This is a genomic window from Klebsiella sp. TF21-TM (genome assembly GCF_019753495.1).
GTDB lineage: Bacteria > Pseudomonadota > Gammaproteobacteria > Enterobacterales > Enterobacteriaceae > Klebsiella > Klebsiella quasipneumoniae.
This window is the reverse complement of record NZ_JAIJYL010000003.1, coordinates 237,323-253,074: the sequence shown is the minus strand read 5'-3', so window position 1 is coordinate 253,074 and position 15,752 is coordinate 237,323. Positions and strand designations below refer to the sequence as shown.

The 15,752-nt window shown below is 53.3% G+C and carries 14 protein-coding genes; 10 read left to right on the top strand and 4 right to left on the bottom strand.

Features of this window, described 5'->3' with window-relative positions; translation table 11 throughout:
• The first annotated feature begins 60 nt into the window (after positions 1 to 60).
• The gene (mog, locus tag K5R89_RS04670; protein ID WP_023291912.1) at positions 61 to 648 is read left to right on the top strand and encodes a molybdopterin adenylyltransferase; all 588 of its coding nucleotides are present in this window, start codon (positions 61 to 63) and stop codon (positions 646 to 648) included.
• Between the two features lie 119 nt (positions 649 to 767).
• Positions 768 to 2,069: an MFS transporter gene (locus tag K5R89_RS04665; RefSeq protein ID WP_023291913.1), complete on the top strand. Its 1,302-nt coding sequence runs from the start codon at positions 768 to 770 to the stop codon at positions 2,067 to 2,069.
• A gap of 55 nt (positions 2,070 to 2,124) precedes the next feature.
• Here K5R89_RS04665 and satP read toward each other — a convergent pair whose 3' ends face one another.
• From satP to K5R89_RS04650, 3 genes are all read right to left on the bottom strand, one after another.
• On the bottom strand, positions 2,125 to 2,691 hold the full coding sequence (gene satP, locus K5R89_RS04660; protein ID WP_032452395.1) for an acetate uptake transporter: 567 nt from the start codon (positions 2,689 to 2,691) through the stop codon (positions 2,125 to 2,127).
• Positions 2,692 to 2,779: 88 nt separating this feature from the next.
• The gene (gene msyB, locus K5R89_RS04655) at positions 2,780 to 3,529 is read right to left on the bottom strand and encodes an acidic protein MsyB (protein ID WP_032452396.1); all 750 of its coding nucleotides are present in this window, start codon (positions 3,527 to 3,529) and stop codon (positions 2,780 to 2,782) included.
• A gap of 28 nt (positions 3,530 to 3,557) precedes the next feature.
• Positions 3,558 to 3,962, bottom strand: a complete 405-nt coding sequence (locus tag K5R89_RS04650) for a DUF2541 family protein (protein ID WP_023291916.1) — start codon at positions 3,960 to 3,962, stop codon at positions 3,558 to 3,560.
• A gap of 396 nt (positions 3,963 to 4,358) precedes the next feature.
• Between K5R89_RS04650 and dnaK the strand changes: the two genes are divergently transcribed.
• From dnaK to nhaR, 8 genes are all read left to right on the top strand, one after another.
• A complete protein-coding gene (gene dnaK, locus K5R89_RS04645) occupies positions 4,359 to 6,275 on the top strand; it encodes a molecular chaperone DnaK (protein ID WP_023291917.1) in 1,917 nt (638 codons plus the stop codon).
• Between the two features lie 87 nt (positions 6,276 to 6,362).
• Positions 6,363 to 7,496 (top strand): molecular chaperone DnaJ, encoded by a 1,134-nt coding sequence (gene dnaJ / locus K5R89_RS04640; RefSeq protein WP_002887955.1) that lies wholly within the window; start codon positions 6,363 to 6,365, stop codon positions 7,494 to 7,496.
• A 602-nt stretch (positions 7,497 to 8,098) separates the two neighbouring features.
• Positions 8,099 to 8,866 (top strand): outer membrane protein OmpK, encoded by a 768-nt coding sequence (locus tag K5R89_RS04635; RefSeq protein ID WP_048336370.1) that lies wholly within the window; start codon positions 8,099 to 8,101, stop codon positions 8,864 to 8,866.
• Positions 8,867 to 8,886: 20 nt separating this feature from the next.
• Entirely contained in the window at positions 8,887 to 10,380 is a 1,494-nt protein-coding gene (locus K5R89_RS04630; protein ID WP_048296642.1) for a sulfatase, read from the top strand.
• A 99-nt stretch (positions 10,381 to 10,479) separates the two neighbouring features.
• Positions 10,480 to 11,679, top strand: a complete 1,200-nt coding sequence (locus K5R89_RS04625; RefSeq protein ID WP_217259210.1) for an anaerobic sulfatase maturase — start codon at positions 10,480 to 10,482, stop codon at positions 11,677 to 11,679.
• Positions 11,680 to 11,706: 27 nt separating this feature from the next.
• Positions 11,707 to 12,975, top strand: a complete 1,269-nt coding sequence (locus tag K5R89_RS04620) for a cytoplasmic protein (protein ID WP_217259201.1) — start codon at positions 11,707 to 11,709, stop codon at positions 12,973 to 12,975.
• Positions 12,976 to 13,146: 171 nt separating this feature from the next.
• Complete coding sequence (gene nhaA, locus K5R89_RS04615) at positions 13,147 to 14,322, top strand: Na+/H+ antiporter NhaA (RefSeq protein WP_032452400.1); 1,176 nt, start codon at positions 13,147 to 13,149, stop codon at positions 14,320 to 14,322.
• A 54-nt stretch (positions 14,323 to 14,376) separates the two neighbouring features.
• Positions 14,377 to 15,273, top strand: coding sequence for a transcriptional activator NhaR (gene nhaR, locus K5R89_RS04610; RefSeq protein WP_023291923.1), 897 nt, complete (start codon positions 14,377 to 14,379; stop codon positions 15,271 to 15,273).
• Positions 15,274 to 15,382: 109 nt separating this feature from the next.
• Here nhaR and rpsT read toward each other — a convergent pair whose 3' ends face one another.
• A complete protein-coding gene (gene rpsT / locus K5R89_RS04605) occupies positions 15,383 to 15,646 on the bottom strand; it encodes a 30S ribosomal protein S20 (protein ID WP_002887965.1) in 264 nt (87 codons plus the stop codon).
• Positions 15,647 to 15,752: the final 106 nt, after the last annotated feature.

The window sequence follows — 15,752 nt, the reverse complement described above, 5'->3', positions numbered from 1 at the left end:
TCTGTCCCGCCAGCAGCAGTGTATCATTTCGTTTAACGCCACAGTTTGAACGGAATAACCATGAATACCTTACGAATCGGCTTAGTTTCCATTTCCGATCGCGCCTCCAGCGGCGTCTATCAGGACAAAGGCATCCCGGCACTGGAAGAGTGGCTGGCGCGTGCCCTTACCACCCCTTTTGAACTGCAGACTCGCCTGATCCCGGATGAGCAGGTCATTATTGAGCAAACGCTGTGCGAACTGGTTGACGAGATGGGGTGCCATCTGGTGCTGACCACCGGCGGCACCGGCCCGGCGCGTCGCGATGTGACGCCCGACGCCACGCTGGCGGTTGCCGATCGCGAGATGCCGGGCTTTGGCGAGCAAATGCGCCAGGTTAGCCTACACTTTGTGCCGACGGCGATCCTTTCCCGGCAGGTCGGGGTGATCCGCAAGCAGGCGCTGATCCTCAATCTTCCCGGACAACCGAAAGCGATTCAGGAGACCCTGGAAGGGGTGAAAGATGCTGACGGCAACGTGCTGGTGCACGGTATTTTCGCAAGTGTACCTTATTGTGTACAGTTGCTGGAGGGGCCTTATGTGGAAACCGATGGCCGTGTGGTAGAAGCATTTCGTCCCAAAAGTGCCCGACGCGAAACTTTATCCTGAATTTGATGCATTTGTGACATAACATGCATCGCTGATGGTGTGCCGTTTTATTTACGATATAGTGCTGTTTACTTTACACACTATAAAATACGCTGCACGCCTCAGGATGAAATCGCGTTATGTCATATGCAAACCGACCGCTCAACCGCCAGGATTATAAAACGCTGACGCTGGCCGCCCTTGGCGGCGCGCTGGAGTTTTATGACTTTATCATCTTCGTTTTCTTCGCCGCCGTCGTCGGCGAGCTCTTCTTCCCCGCGGATATTCCGGAATGGCTTCGCCAGGTACAGACCTTTGGCATTTTCGCCGCCGGTTACCTGGCGCGTCCGCTGGGGGGGATCATCATGGCCCATTTTGGCGATCTGGTTGGCCGCAAGAAAATGTTTACCCTCAGCATCCTGCTGATGGCGCTGCCGACCCTGGCGATTGGTCTGTTGCCGACCTACAGCTCGGTGGGCATCGTCGCGCCGCTGCTGTTGCTGCTGATGCGTATTCTGCAGGGGGCGGCGATCGGCGGCGAGGTGCCTGGCGCCTGGGTGTTTGTCGCCGAGCATGTTCCGGAAAAACGCATTGGTATCGCCTGCGGCACGCTGACGGCCGGCCTGACCGTAGGCATCCTGCTGGGATCGGTAGTAGCGACGCTTATCAACACCAGCCTGACGCCGCAGGGGATCCACGACGGCGGCTGGCGGATCCCCTTCCTGCTGGGAGGCGTATTTGGTCTGGTGGCGATGTATCTGCGCCGCTGGCTGCAGGAGACGCCGATTTTTCTTGAGATGCAGCAGCGCAAAGCGCTGGCGCAGGAGCTGCCGGTAAAAGCGGTCGTCCTCAAGCACCAGAAGGCGGTGGCGGTCTCTATGCTGCTGACCTGGCTGCTGTCGGCAGGCGTGGTGGTGGTGATCCTGATGTCGCCGGTCTGGCTGCAGAAACACTATGGCTTCGCCCCGGCGATAACCCTGCAGGCCAACAGCATTGCCACGATTATGTTGTGCATCGGCTGTCTGCTCGCCGGGCTGGCGGCGGACCGCTTCGGCGCCAGCCGCACCTTTATCGTCGGCAGCCTGCTGCTGGCGGTTGCCAGCTGGGCGTTTTACCACCTGTCTGGCGCCAGCCCGCAGCGGCTGTTTCTGCTCTACGGCACGGTGGGACTCTGTGTGGGCGTGGTGGGGGCGGTGCCTTATGTTATGGTGCGGGCCTTCCCGGCGGAAGTGCGCTTCACCGGCATCTCCTTTTCCTACAATCTGTCGTACGCGATTTTTGGCGGCCTGACGCCAATTGCCGTCACGATGCTGATGGGGGTGTCGCCGATGGCCCCGGCCTGGTATGTGCTGGCCTTGTCGCTGATGGGGCTGGGATTAGGTATCTGGCTGCGTCAGGGGCTGACGGCGGCGAGGTTGCCGGAAGGGGAGCTGCAGCGCTAAGCAGGTTTGCCGATGATGACCAGCCGCCGCCCTGTTACAGGGCGGCGGCGGAAGATTAACGCGGTTCGCCGATCGGCAGCACTGTGCGGCCGAACTGCTCGTTCAGCACTTCGCCCATCGCCAGGTAAATGGCGCTGGCGCCGCAAACCAGGCCGACCCAGCCAGCAACTTTCACGATGCCTTCGTTATCTACCAGATGACCAATCGCCAGCAGCGCAAACAGCACCGTCAGGCTCAGGAACACGAACTGCAGCATGCGTGCGGCTTTTAGCGTACCGAAGAACATGAACAACGTAAAAATACCCCACAGGCCGAGATACATGCCGAGGAAGTGCGCGTTCGGCGCATCAGCCAGGCCCATTTTCGGCATCAGGAGAATAGCAACCAGCGTCAGCCAGAAGCTGCCGTAGGAGGTAAAAGCGGTCAAGCCAAAGGTGTTGCCTTTTTTGTATTCCAGCAGGCCGGCAAAAATTTGCGCAATGCCGCCGTAAAAAATGCCCATCGCCAGGATAGCTACATCGAATGCGAACAGGCCGCTATTCGCCAGGTTAAGCAGAATAGTGGTCATGCCGAAGCCCATAAGGCCCAGCGGTGCCGGATTAGCCAACTTAGTGTTGCCCATAATTCCTCAAAATTATCATTAAAAGGGAAGCATTACCCCGCGACTTGGCGGCGGGGCGCGGCATAATAATGAGGCGCGGAAAGGCTGTCTATGATCTGGCGGGGTATTTTTCACCAATTTCAGTTGCGCCCGACGACGAGTGGAGCATTTGTCGTAAACAGGCAATATGCAGAACCGCGGGGATGGTGACCCGATAAGCGCTGCCGCTTACCGCTTTCACGCTGTTCAGCGCGGCGCCAAGCGGCCCCCCCAGCCCGGCGCCGCGTACCAGGCCATGGCCGATGACGCTCACGGCGGCGTGCGTGCGCAGGATGGCGGTTAACCGCTCATCGAGTAGCAGGGCAACGCCTTCACTCAGCTTGCGGCGCCTCAACAGATGGGGCAGCAGGCTTTCCAGCTCATGACTCCGGCACTCCACCGCGGCGAGAAACTGCGTTTTTTGTTCCTCATCCAGCTTATTCCAGCTGTGCTGCAGAAAATGCGTCAACAACTGTTGCTCGATCTGCGGCGTCGTCATCTGTTTATCGACCTTCGCCTTTAGCCTTTTACACACATCCAGCAGGATGGCGCGATAAAATTTGCCATGGCGGCGCAGCGTATTGGCGATGCTGTCGCCGCCGAAATGCTGTAGCTCGCCGGCGATCAACTGCCAGTTGCGGCGATAGCGCTCCGGGTGGCCCTCCATAGACAGAAAGGTCTCGTTGCGCAGCAGCGTACTGGAGAGACGGGGTTTGCCATTTTCCCCGTGGGTCAGAATACGGGTAAACGCTTCCAGATGCGCCTCGCTGCACTCAGGCAGAAAGGCGAGATCGTCATCATCCAGATAGTTAATATGCATAACGTTTTCTCTCGGGCAGGGGACGACGTTAGTCGTCGCCGATAATTTTCAGTGAGGCCATATCTGAGGAGTTGACCGTGTGGCCGGAGAAGGCGATTTTTTTCACACAGCGCTTGTTGTCGTTATCGCTGTTGAGGGAGATCCAGCCGGTGGTGTGGCCCTCTTTGATCCCGGCGGGCACGTTCAGGGTGTGGCTGGCGCCGTGGCTGGCCTTAAAGTAGACCGTTGCTCCGGAGAGCTGAATATCGCCGCGTTCGGCGCTGAGCTGAATACGTTTGACCACCCGGCAGACGGGGAGCTTCAGCGTCAGATCGTTGGTCTCATTGCGCGGCATGGCTATCACGCCGAGGATCTTATGGTCGTTGGCGGCCGCCGAGGTGATAACTGACACGCTAAGGATAAGCCCCGCTGAAAGCCGGAATAGTGATTTCATTAATCTGTCCCCTGAATAAGTAAAGTGCGAGGGCGGGGATCTTATCACTGCGAAAACGGGGCTTTTAGCGCACAAGTATTGCGTTTTATGTCAATGATATTATGAATATATTCGGTTTTTTTATTCGTTACTTGTATGGGCGTTTCGCCATCTTTTTTGCCGCCCGGCAACATCGTTTGCCAGGCCATCGACGGCAGCGGGCGAGGGCGTCGGCTGGCCTCCGACAAAAAATTTTTCTGCTTGCCCCTTGATGCCGGGGTGGGCGACCCCATCTTGTAGTCAACCGCAGTGAAGAACCTGAAAAAAAATGATGTCTGGGCAGTTGAAACCGCACGTTTCGCCCTTATTACAGGTTCACAACCACATGTTGATCGAATTTTTAGTGGAGACGTTTAGATGGGTAAAATTATTGGTATCGACCTGGGTACTACCAACTCTTGTGTAGCGATTATGGATGGCACTACTGCACGCGTGCTGGAGAACGCCGAAGGCGATCGCACCACGCCTTCTATCATTGCCTATACCCAGGATGGTGAAACTCTGGTTGGTCAGCCGGCTAAACGTCAGGCAGTGACAAACCCGCAAAACACCCTGTTTGCGATTAAACGCCTGATTGGCCGCCGCTTCCAGGACGAAGAAGTTCAGCGTGACGTTTCTATCATGCCATACAAAATTGTTGCCGCAGACAATGGCGACGCATGGCTGGATGTGAAGGGCACCAAAACTGCACCGCCGCAGATCTCTGCTGAAGTGCTGAAAAAAATGAAGAAAACGGCTGAAGATTACCTGGGTGAACCGGTAACTGAAGCGGTTATCACCGTACCGGCTTACTTCAACGATGCGCAGCGTCAGGCAACCAAAGATGCTGGCCGTATCGCCGGTCTTGAAGTCAAACGTATCATCAACGAACCGACCGCGGCCGCGCTGGCGTACGGTCTGGATAAAGAAGTGGGCAACCGCACGATCGCGGTTTACGACCTCGGTGGTGGTACTTTCGATATCTCTATTATCGAAATCGACGAAGTTGATGGCGAAAAAACCTTCGAAGTACTGGCGACCAACGGTGATACCCACCTGGGCGGCGAAGACTTCGATACCCGTCTGATCAACTACCTCGTTGATGAATTTAAGAAAGATCAGGGCATTGACCTGCGCAACGACCCGCTGGCGATGCAGCGCCTGAAAGAAGCCGCTGAGAAAGCGAAGATTGAACTCTCTTCTGCTCAGCAGACCGACGTTAACCTGCCGTACATCACGGCAGACGCGACCGGTCCGAAACACATGAACATCAAAGTGACGCGTGCGAAACTGGAAAGCCTGGTAGAAGACCTGGTTAACCGTTCCATCGAGCCGCTGAAAGTAGCCCTGCAGGATGCCGGTCTGTCCGTTTCCGATATCAACGACGTCATCCTCGTTGGTGGTCAGACTCGTATGCCGATGGTGCAGAAGAAAGTGGCCGAGTTCTTTGGTAAAGAACCGCGTAAAGACGTTAACCCGGATGAAGCCGTGGCGATCGGCGCTGCCGTTCAGGGCGGTGTACTGACCGGTGATGTGAAAGACGTTCTGCTGCTCGACGTGACCCCGCTGTCGCTGGGTATCGAAACCATGGGCGGCGTGATGACGGCGCTGATCAGCAAAAACACCACTATCCCGACCAAGCACAGCCAGGTGTTCTCTACCGCTGAAGACAACCAGTCCGCGGTTACCATCCATGTGCTGCAGGGTGAGCGTAAACGCGCGTCTGATAACAAATCTCTGGGTCAGTTCAACCTGGATGGCATTAACCCGGCGCCGCGCGGCATGCCGCAGATCGAAGTGACCTTTGACATCGATGCTGACGGTATCCTGCACGTCTCCGCGAAAGACAAAAACAGCGGTAAAGAGCAGAAGATCACCATCAAAGCGTCTTCCGGTCTGAATGAAGAAGAAATTCAGAAAATGGTTCGCGAAGCGGAAGCTAACGCCGAATCTGACCGTAAGTTCGAAGAGCTGGTACAGACCCGTAACCAGGGCGACCATCTGCTGCACAGCACTCGCAAGCAGGTTGAAGAAGCAGGCGATAAACTGCCGGCTGACGACAAAACTGCCATCGAGTCTGCGCTGACCGCGCTGGAAACTTCGCTGAAAGGTGAAGACAAAGCGGACATCGAAGCGAAAATGCAGGCGCTGGCGCAGGTTTCCCAGAAGCTGATGGAAATCGCCCAGCAGCAGCATGCTCAGCAGCAGGCGGGTTCCGCTGACGCTCAGGCGAGCAACGCGAAAGACGACGATGTTGTCGACGCTGAGTTCGAAGAAGTGAAAGATAAAAAATAATCGCCCTTTGAACGGGTAAAACACTGGCACGGGCGAAGAGGTTTCCTCTCCGCCCGTGCACGCATGTTAAGGGGCTGAAAAACACCGATGGCAAAGCAAGATTACTACGAGATTTTAGGCGTCTCCAAAACAGCGGAAGAGCGTGAAATCAAAAAGGCTTATAAGCGCCTGGCCATGAAGTATCACCCGGACCGCAACCAGGGTGATAAAGAGGCCGAAGCCAAATTTAAAGAAATCAAAGAAGCGTATGAAATCCTGACTGATGCCCAGAAGCGTGCGGCCTACGATCAGTACGGCCATGCGGCCTTTGAGCAGGGCGGCATGGGCGGCGGCGGCGGTTTTGGCGGCGGTGCGGACTTCAGCGATATCTTTGGCGATGTTTTCGGCGATATCTTTGGCGGCGGACGTGGCCGGCAGCGCGCGGCGCGCGGCGCCGATCTCCGTTACAACATGGAGCTGACGCTGGAAGAAGCGGTTCGTGGCGTCACCAAAGAGATCCGTATTCCGACGCTGGAAGAGTGCGACGTCTGCCACGGCAGCGGCGCCAAAGCAGGCAGCAAACCGCAGACCTGTCCGACCTGTCATGGCGCGGGCCAGGTACAGATGCGTCAGGGCTTCTTTGCAGTACAGCAGACCTGTCCGCACTGTCAGGGACGCGGTACGCTGATTAAAGATCCGTGCAATAAATGTCATGGTCACGGCCGCGTTGAGAAGACCAAAACCCTGTCGGTTAAAATCCCGGCGGGCGTGGATACCGGCGACCGGATCCGTCTGGCGGGCGAAGGCGAAGCCGGCGAGCATGGCGCACCGGCAGGGGATCTGTACGTTCAGGTTCAGGTGAAGCAGCACGCTATCTTTGAGCGTGAAGGTAATAACCTGTACTGCGAAGTGCCGATCAACTTCACCATGGCTGCGCTGGGCGGTGAGATTGAGGTCCCGACGCTCGACGGTCGCGTCAACCTGAAAATTCCGGGTGAAACCCAGACCGGCAAGCTGTTCCGCATGCGTGGGAAAGGCGTGAAATCCGTTCGCGGCGGCGCGCAGGGCGATCTGCTGTGCCGGGTGGTGGTGGAGACGCCGGTGGGGCTGAACGAGAAGCAGAAGCAGCTGCTGAAAGAGCTGCAGGAAAGCTTCGGCGGCCCGACCGGGGAAAACAACAGCCCGCGTTCGAAAAGCTTCTTTGACGGTGTGAAGAAGTTTTTTGATGATTTGACTCGTTAATCATTTCCGTTATTGCTGATAAAAAGCCTGAGATTGAGAAATCCCAGGCTTTTTTATTTGTTCTTGATGCATCCATTAATTTAACTCTTTGATTCAGAATCATTATTTTATTGAATCAGGAGTATTAACAGCGTTCTTCCCATTGATTTATTTTTCCCTTATGGCATAACCTACATGCATTTAATATATGTGCAGTTAATCTCAATAGGGCTTTATTATTTATAACATGAATAATTGATGGTCTGGTCATTTCGATGTTGCTGGGGCATTATGTCTTAATCATCCAGGATAAAGCCCGAACGTTTCATCTGTGGTTGCCCAAATGGGTATTGTCGGACGTCGCTCAAATCAATAACGTCCTTGCGCGCCAGTTATGACAAAAATAGGTAACAGACAAGTGCGTTATGATCGTGCCGGATATTTATAAATAATAACTTACCCTCACTAAAACAACATATTTTGACACATGCCTGATAATGCCCATCGTCCCTTTTGATATGAGATTTTCATCACTATTTTGATGGTGTGTTTCGCTAACAATAAGCGCCGCAGAAAAGTAGTGTATGTCTATGGACGAATTATAACTTTGGGAAATACTTTCAATGCCTCGGATAAAAAATACGCTATTGGCTTGTACGATACTTGCAGCATCCTTGGGCTTTAGTCACTCCGTACAAGCATCTTTGGACTACCAATATTCTTTTGGATCGATTAATGCAGGTTATGCTGACTGGAACAGCGGCTTTGTCGATGTAGGTCGTGGTGAAGTCTGGAAAGCCACGGCTGATTTTGGCGTCAATTTTAAAGAAGCTGAATTCTATTCTTTTTTTGAAAGTAATGTACTCAACCATTCTGTCGCGGGGCGTAACCATACGGTTTCAGCGATGACGCATGTTCGCCTTTTTGGCTCTGACTATACGCTCTTTGGCAAGATTTATGGCCAGTGGGAAAATACGTGGGGGGATGATCTGGACATGTTTTATGGTCTTGGTTATCTGGGATGGTCCGGGAAATGGGGATTCTTTAAACCTTACATCGGACTCCACAATGAGTCGGGTGATTATGTTTCACCAAAATATGGGCAAACAAGCGGCTGGAACGGGTATGTACTGGGCTGGACGGCAGCTTATAACTTCACGCTATTTGACGAGAAATTTGTTCTGTCAGACTGGAATGAAATTGAATTTGAGCGAAATGACGCCTACGCGGAACAGCAACACGGTGATTATGGCATTAATGGCGGTTTAACGCTGGCCTGGAAATTTTATCCTCGCTGGAAGGCAACGGTAACCTGGCGTTATTTTAAAAACAAATTAGGTTATGACGGCTTTGGCGATCAAATGATTTATATGGTTGGGTATGAATTTTAAAAAATGTCAAAGGAGTTAAAATGAAAAAAACAGTTGTTGCCAGTATGATTGGGCTGGCGCTATGTGCCGGGAGCGCGCTGTCAACAGCACATGCCGCAACAGAAAAGCGTCCTAATTTGGTTATTATTCTGGCTGATGATTTAGGGTATGGCGATCTTGCAACTTATGGACACCCCATTGTCAAAACCCCGAATATCGACAAACTGGCGCAAGAAGGGGTGAAATTCACCGATTATTATGCGCCTGCGCCGCTGTGCTCTCCCTCTCGTGCGGGTCTGTTAACCGGTCGTATGCCATTTCGTACCGGTATTCGCTCATGGATCCCGGAAGGCAAAGATGTTGCATTGGGGCGTAATGAACTGACCATCGCCAATCTGTTGAAACAGCAGGGCTATGACACGGCGATGATGGGCAAACTGCACCTGAATGCAGGTGGAGATCGTACCGATCAACCCCAGGCAAAAGATATGGGGTTTGATTACAGTCTGGTGAATCCGGCGGGATTTGTCACGGATTCCACGCTGGATAATGCCAAAGAGCGTCCTCGCTACGGGGTGGTGCATCCGACAGGATGGCTACGCAATGGGCAACGAATCGGTCGCGCAGATAAAATGAGCGGTGAATTTGTCAGCTCTGAAGTGGTGAACTGGCTGGATAATAAGAAAGATGATAAGCCGTTCTTCTTATATGTCGCGTTTACTGAGGTGCACAGCCCGCTGGCTTCGCCGAAGAAGTATCTCGATATGTACTCGCAATATATGAGCGCGTACCAAAAACAGCATCCAGACCTGTTTTATGGCGACTGGGCTGATAAACCGTGGCGTGGCACGGGGGAGTACTACGCGAACATCAGTTACATGGATGCTCAGGTCGGTAAAGTGCTGGATAAAATTAAGGCAATGGGCGAAGAAGACAACACCATCGTGATTTTCACCAGTGACAATGGCCCGGTAACGCGTGAGGCGCGTAAGGTGTATGAGCTGAACCTGGCGGGTGAGACCGATGGTTTGCGTGGCCGTAAAGATAATCTGTGGGAAGGCGGCATCCGCGTTCCGGCGATTATTAAATATGGCAAACATCTGCCGCAGGGGATGGTGACGGATACGCCGGTTTCCGGTCTTGACTGGATGCCGACGCTGGCGAAGATGATGGATTTTACACTCCCGAACGATCGCACGTACGATGGCCAGTCTTTGGTTCCGCTGCTGGAACAGAAGCCGCTGGAGCGTAATAAGCCGTTGATCTTCGGCGTTGATATGCCATTCCAGGACGATCCAACCGATGAGTGGGCGATCAGGGATGGCGACTGGAAAATGATCATCGATCGTGAAAATAAACCGAAGTATCTCTACAACCTGAAGACCGATCGTTACGAAACGCTCAATCAGATTGGCAAACGGCCGGATATTGAGAAACAACTGTACGATAAGTTCCTGAAGTATAAAGCAGACATCGATAACGATTCGTTAATGAAAGCCCGTGGCGATAAGCCGACGCCGGTCACCTGGGGCTAACCGAATAACCATAAAACCGTAGTATGCCACTTAGGGCGATGCCCGCCTGATTCGGTGTTTAAACTGAATCAGGTTCTTTTTATTGGGATGGATATAGCGATCATGCGAAGAAAGAGCTGTCAGGTCATGATTAAACCGACAGGTTCAGTATGCAATCTTGATTGTAAGTACTGCTTCTATCTGGAAAAGGAAAAGCTCTACCCGGAGCGAAAGCGCAACTACAGAATGTCAGACGAGATGCTGGAACGCTTCATTAAACAACATATTGCCGCGCAAGAGGTTGATGAGGTGATTTTTGCCTGGCAGGGCGGAGAACCGACGTTGATGGGGCTGCCTTTTTATAGCCGGGCGATCGAACTCCAGCAGCGTTATGCTGCGGGAAAAACGATTGTGAATACCTTCCAGACGAACGGCATTTTGATCGACGACCAATGGGCTGAGTTTTTTCGGGCCAATCAATTCCTGGTCGGTATTTCCATTGACGGTGATGCAGCCTTGCATGACGAATGGCGCGTTACGCGCTCGGGAAAAGCGACGCATGCGAAAGTTGAACAGGCCATACAATGTCTGCACCGCCACGGCGTTGAATTTAATACGCTGACGGTTGTTAATCAGAGCAATATGCGCCATCCGCTTCAGGTATATCGCTATCTGAAGAGCATCGGCAGCCGTTATATGCAATTTATCCCTTTGGTGGAAAGAAGCAGCGAAAAGAGCGGCCTTGGGCTGGCGCACCCTGAGGACAGGCAAACAAAAATGATGCCGTGGTCGGTTGATCCGCTACAGTTTGGCCATTTTCTTAACGCTATTTTTGATGTATGGGTCCGCGAAGACATTGGCGACATAGGCATACAGATGTTTGAACAGACGCTTGCCGCCTGGTGTGGGTTGCCTCCCCAGGTATGCGTATTCGCGCCAACCTGCGGCAGCGCGTTTGCGATGGAGATGAACGGCGACGTTTATAACTGCGATCATTTTGTTTATCCGCAGTACAGGCTGGGAAATATTCAGGATACGACGCTACATGCGATGAATAATAGCGCGCAAAACCAGCAGTTTGGTGATGATAAAAGCCACTCAATGGCGCAGGAGTGTCGCTCTTGTCAGTGGCAATTTGCCTGCTACGGCGGCTGCCCCAAGCACCGCTTCTTGCTATCCGCGACGGGCGAGAGAAACCACAACTATTTGTGCGCAGGCTATAAAGCGTTTTTCTCTCATAGCGCGGTGACTATGAGCGCGATGAAAACACTCCATCAGAATGGTTTTTCACCGGCAGAGATAAAATCAATATTTGTTTGAAAATCATACCGTCACAGGGAGTTAATCATGTTTTCTCAGGTTAATGTCGATAGCTGCAAAACGCCAGGCTGCAAAAATCTGGGCGTGCTGAACAGCCCGGATTACCAGAACCAGGGGAAAAATGTGTTATGCAGGGCATGTGGTTTTCATTTTCCTGTGATTTCGGCAAGATCGCTGAATCTTTTTCGCCAGTCGGTAAATCGGGTATGGAAAGGGTTGATAAAATCCTGCCCAGGATGCGGCAGCGTCTCACTAAAAAAGTATGGCTTTTCCGCGCAGGGAGAGCCACGCGTCTGCTGCCAGCAGTGCCATAAAACATTTCTTTATCCCGTCAGATATAAAACCGATCCGCGCCAGGATTATCTTGCCGCACTCATCCAGGATGGGGCTTCGCTGGCGGATATCCGATCCGCCCTTGCGTTAGACAGTACCGGACTAAGCCGTGAATTACAGAAGTTATCCCGCAGGGCAAATCAGGCGGAACGCGAGTTTGCCTTTCCCGCTTTCGACATTACCCTCAGCACCCGCGCTTTTCGGGTTAAATTTAACGGCGGTGACAATTTTCTGTATGTGCTGGTCACCGCCGAGGAGACTACCGGTCGGATTATATCCGTAACAACCAATTATTCACTCCAGCCCGTTGAAGCGGAGTATCAATACCACTCTTATTACGAAGAGCGCCTGCCGCCCGGTACGCTGGTACATCTTGTGCAACGGAAAGAAGCGATAACGATGCGGCGCGCAACGCTTTTTGATGTGGATTACGGACCGGCTGCGTTATACAAAAACGATCCGGGAATGCTGGTCAAACCCGTATTGCCGGCTTATCGCCATTTTGAATTAGTCAAAACACTGACAGATGCACGCTCCCTCAATATTCAACACTACATCTATCAGGAATGTTTTATATTAGGTGGCTGCCTGATGGCGAATTTGCAGCAGGTTCAACAGGGGCGATGCCATATCTCATTTGTCAGAGAGCGAGGCATGACGCCGCCGCTGCATGATATCCCGCCGCGCCTGTTTATGGGCGGAGGGAACCGCAACAATGTCTGGCGGACCTTCTCTACACGGGACTATGCGATGGCGGTTTGTAACCTAACCGGCAATAAAAAAACGGCCAATCTGCGGCACGCCACGTTAAATGGCGCGACGAAATTTATTCAATACCTGCACGCGCATCCTTTTTTGCCGCAGCTAAATCGCCTGTCTCCGGCGAACGTGACCGTGACGCTGGATTGTCTGAAATATGAATATAATAAAAGACAGAAAATGTGGGACGATCTGCGCGGTTAATTCTGCTTTCGTCAACGCCTGGCCTTTTGCTGCCCAGTCTATCATTGTCTTATCCCTCCTCTTTAACTCGTAAAAATCGAGCATTAGCGCAACTTAAATCTGATTTTTTCGAGTTATCAGTCTGTGTATTATACTTTTATCGAGTTATTCACCAACAGGATGAAAGTAAAAGTGAAACATCTGCAACGATTCTTCAGTAGCGATGCTTCCGGCGGCATTGTCTTAATCATCGCCGCGGCGCTGGCGATGGTCATGGCCAATACCAGCGTGACCAGCGGTCTGTATCACTCCTTCCTTGATACGCCTGTACAGCTGCGGGTGGGGGCGCTGGAGATCAACAAGAATATGCTGCTATGGATCAATGATGCCCTGATGGCGGTGTTCTTCTTGCTGATTGGCCTGGAGGTTAAACGCGAGTTGATTCAGGGCTCGCTGGCGAGTCGCCGTCAGGCGGTCTTTCCGGTGATTGCCGCGCTCGGCGGGATGATCGTCCCGGCGCTGGTCTATCTGGCCTTTAACGCTCAGGATCCTGTCGCCAGAGAGGGATGGGCGATCCCGGCGGCGACGGATATTGCCTTTGCCCTCGGCGTGCTGGCGCTGTTAGGCAGCCGCGTCCCGACGGCGCTGAAGATTTTCCTGATGGCGCTGGCGATTATTGATGACCTTGGGGCTATCGTGATTATCGCGCTGTTTTATACCCACGACCTGTCAATGCTCTCGCTGGGCGTGGCGGCGGCGGCGATTGCGGTGCTGGTGGTTCTGAATCTGAGCGGCGTGCGACGCACCGGGATCTATATTCTGGTCGGTGCGGTGCTGTGGACCGCGGTGCTGAAGTCCGGCGTTCACGCGACGCTTGCCGGGGTCATCGTTGGCTTTATGATCCCGCTCCAGGAGAAGCAGGGTCAGTCACCGGCTAAAGTGCTTGAGCATGTCCTGCATCCGTGGGTGGCGTTTATGATCCTGCCGCTGTTTGCCTTCGCCAACGCGGGCGTCTCGCTGGGGGGGGTTACGCTTGATGGACTGACGTCGCTGCTGCCCCTGGGTATCATGGCCGGCCTGTTTATCGGTAAGCCGCTGGGGATCAGCCTGTTCTGCTGGCTGGCCCTGAAGCTGAAGTGGGCCTCGCTACCGGAGGGGACCACCTGCCGGCAGATTATGGCGGTGGGCATTCTGTGCGGGATTGGCTTTACGATGTCGATTTTTATCGCCACGCTGGCCTTCGGCAATGTCGATCCCGCGTTAATCAACTGGGCCAAGCTTGGCATCTTAATTGGATCGGTGGTATCAGCTGTTACCGGCTACCTCATACTGCGTCAGCGCGTAACGGATACTCGCCTCGCGGTATAACCTTTCTGCAGGAGGGCCTGCCAGGCTCTCCTGGACATTATCAGGGAGAGAAGCATGTCACATATCAACTACAACCATCTGTACTACTTCTGGCACGTCTATAAAGAAGGGTCTGTCGTGGGCGCGGCGGAGGCGCTGTTTCTGACGCCGCAAACCATTACCGGGCAGATCAAAGCGCTGGAGGAGCGTCTGCAGGGAAAGTTATTTAAGCGCAAGGGAAGAGGGCTGGAGCCGAGCGAGCTCGGGGAGCTGGTCTTTCGCTACGCCGACCGGATGTTTACCCTGAGCCAGGAGATGCTCGACATCGTCAACTACCGCAAAGAGTCGAATCTGCTGTTTGACGTCGGCGTGGCCGATGCGCTATCGAAACGGCTGGTCAGCGGCGTACTGGATGCCGCCGTTGTCGAAAGCGAGCAGATCCATCTGCGCTGTTTTGAATCCACCCATGAGCTGCTGCTGGAGCAGCTGAGCCAGCATAAGCTCGATATGATTATCTCTGACTGCCCGATCGACTCGACGCAGCAGGAAGGGCTGTTTTCGGTGAAGATTGGCGAGTGCAGCGTCAGCTTCTGGTGCATGAACCCGGCGCCAATGAAGCCGTTCCCGGCCTGTCTTGAAGAGCGACGGCTGCTGATCCCTGGTCGACGCTCGATGCTGGGACGTAAGCTGCTGAACTGGATTAACGTGCAGGGGCTGAAGGTGGAGATCCTCGGCGAGTTTGACGACGCGGCGCTCATGAAAGCCTTCGGCGCCGCGCATAATGCGATTTTTGTCGCGCCGACGCTCTACGCGCATGATTTCTACCATGATGAATCGATTGTCGAAATTGGTCGCATGGATAGCGTGATGGAGGAGTATCACGCCATTTTCGCCGAACGGATGATTCAGCATCCGGCGGTACAGCGCATCTGCAATCGCGATTATTCGTCGCTGTTTACTGAACCCAGATAGCCGGAAAGCGTGGGCTGGCGTGGCTCAGGTCGCGCCAGGACGGGAAAGATGACAGGCATAAAAAAACCCGCTTTCGCGGGTTTTTTCACAAAGCGACAACAAGCAGCGATTAAGCCAGTTTGTTGATCTGAGCGGTCAGGTTAGCCTTATGACGCGCAGCTTTGTTTTTGTGGATCAGACCTTTAGCAGCCTGACGGTCCACGATCGGTTGCATTTCGTTAAATGCTTTTTGTGCAGCAGCTTTGTCGCCAGCTTCGATAGCTGCGTATACTTTCTTGATGAAAGTACGCATCATAGAGCGACGGCTAGCGTTGTGCTTGCGAGCCTTTTCAGACTGAACGGCGCGCTTCTTAGCTGATTTGATATTAGCCAAGGTCCAACTCCCAAATGTGTTCTATATGGACAATTCAAAGGCCGAGGAATATGCCCGTTTAGCCTTCTTTTGTCAATGGATTTGTGCAAATAAGCGCCGTTTAACA